General features: G+C 68.8%; 1 protein-coding gene. It reads left to right on the top strand.

Features of this window, described 5'->3' with window-relative positions; translation table 11 throughout:
• The coding region (gene acs / locus IEY17_RS24935; protein WP_188991911.1) for an acetate--CoA ligase at positions 1–1,913 on the top strand (1,913 nt) is incomplete at its 5' end.
• Positions 1,914–1,919: the final 6 nt, after the last annotated feature.

Raw genomic sequence — 1,919 nt, 5'->3', positions numbered from 1 at the left:
CGGAGGAGTTCGCGGCGCAGGCGAATGCGTCGGCGGAGTTGTATGAGGAGGCGGCGGCGGACCGGGAGGCGTTCTGGGCGAAGCAGGCCGAGCAGTTGCACTGGGACACGCGGTGGTCGCAGGTGCTGGACTGGTCGGATGCGCCGTTCGCGAAGTGGTTCGTGGGCGGGAAGCTGAACGTGGCCTACAACTGTGTGGACCGGCATGTGGAGGCCGGTCATGGGGATCGGGTGGCGATCTTCTGGGAGGGTGAGCCCGGGGATGCGCGGGTGATCACCTATGCGGAGTTGCAGCGGGAGGTGGCGCGTACCGCCAACGCTTTGACCGCGTTGGGGGTGGGTGCTGGGGACCGGGTGGCGATCTATTTGCCGATGCTGCCGGAGGCGGTGTTTGCCATGCTGGCGTGTGCCCGGTTGGGGGCGATGCACAGCGTGGTGTTCGGCGGGTTTTCCGCCGAGGCGTTGCGGACCCGGATCAACGACGCCCAGGCCAGGGTGGTGATCACCTCGGACGGGCAGTTCCGGCGGGGCAGGGCGATGCCGTTGAAGGCCCATGTGGACGAGGCGGTGGCCGAGACCCCGAGTGTGGAGCGGGTGGTGGTGGTCAAGCGCACCGGCACCGACATCGCCTGGACCGAGGGCCGGGACGTGTGGTGGGACGAGTTGCTGCAGGGCCAGCCGGACACCCACACTCCGGAGGCGTTCGATGCCGAGCAGCCGTTGTTCATCCTCTACACCTCGGGTACCACGGGGCGCCCGAAGGGGATCCTGCACACCTCGGGTGGGTATCTGACCCAGGCCGCCTACACCCACCGGGTGGTGTTCGATCTCAAGCCGGAGACCGACGTGTACTGGTGCACCGCCGACATCGGGTGGGTCACCGGGCACACCTACATCGTCTACGGGCCGCTGGCCAACGGGGCCACGCAGGTGATCTACGAGGGCACGCCCAACACCCCGCACGAGGGCCGGCACTGGGAGGTCGTGGCCAAGTACGGGGTGACGATCTACTACACGGCGCCGACCACGATCCGCACGTTCATGAAGTGGGGCACGCAGATCCCCGCCCGATACGATCTGTCCAGCCTGCGGCTGCTGGGCAGCGTGGGCGAGCCGATCAACCCCGAGGCGTGGACGTGGTACCGCACCCACATCGGCGCCGACCGGACCCCGGTGGTGGACACCTGGTGGCAGACCGAGACCGGGGCGATCATGATCTCGCCGCTGCCCGGGGTGACCGCGGCCAAGCCCGGCTCGGCGCAGCGGCCGCTGCCCGGTATCTCGGCCAAGGTCGTCAACGAGGCCGGCGAGCAGGTGCCGCACGGATCGGGCGGGCTGCTGGTGCTGGACGAGCCGTGGCCGTCGATGCTGCGGGGTATCTGGGGTGACGAGGCCCGCTACCGGGAGACCTACTGGTCGAAGTTCGCCGACAAGGGCTTCTACTTCGCCGGTGACGGCGCCAAGTACGACGACGACGGCGACATCTGGCTGCTGGGCCGGGTCGATGACGTCATGAACGTCTCCGGACACCGCATCTCCACCACCGAGGTCGAGTCCGCCCTGGTCTCGCACCCCAACGTGGCCGAGGCCGCGGTGGTCGGCGCCAGCGACCCCACCACCGGGCAGGGCATCGTGGCGTTCGTGATCCTGCGCGGCGGGGTCGACGACGACGCCTCCGGCCAGGCCGCCCTGGCCGAACTGCGCGAGCACGTCTCCCGCGAGATCGGCCCCATCGCCAAACCCCGCCAGATCATGGTCGTGCCCGAGCTACCCAAGACCCGCTCCGGCAAGATCATGCGCCGCCTGCTGCGCGACATCGCCGAAAACCGCGAGATCGGCGACGTCACCACCCTCGCCGACTCCTCCGTCATGGACCTCATCGCCAAAGGACTGAAGAAAACCTCCGACGACTGAGCACCG

This window comes from Saccharopolyspora thermophila (assembly GCF_014646075.1).
Taxonomy (GTDB): Bacteria; Actinomycetota; Actinomycetes; order Mycobacteriales; family Pseudonocardiaceae; genus Saccharopolyspora; species Saccharopolyspora thermophila.
This window is presented reverse-complemented; position numbering and strand designations above follow the sequence as displayed.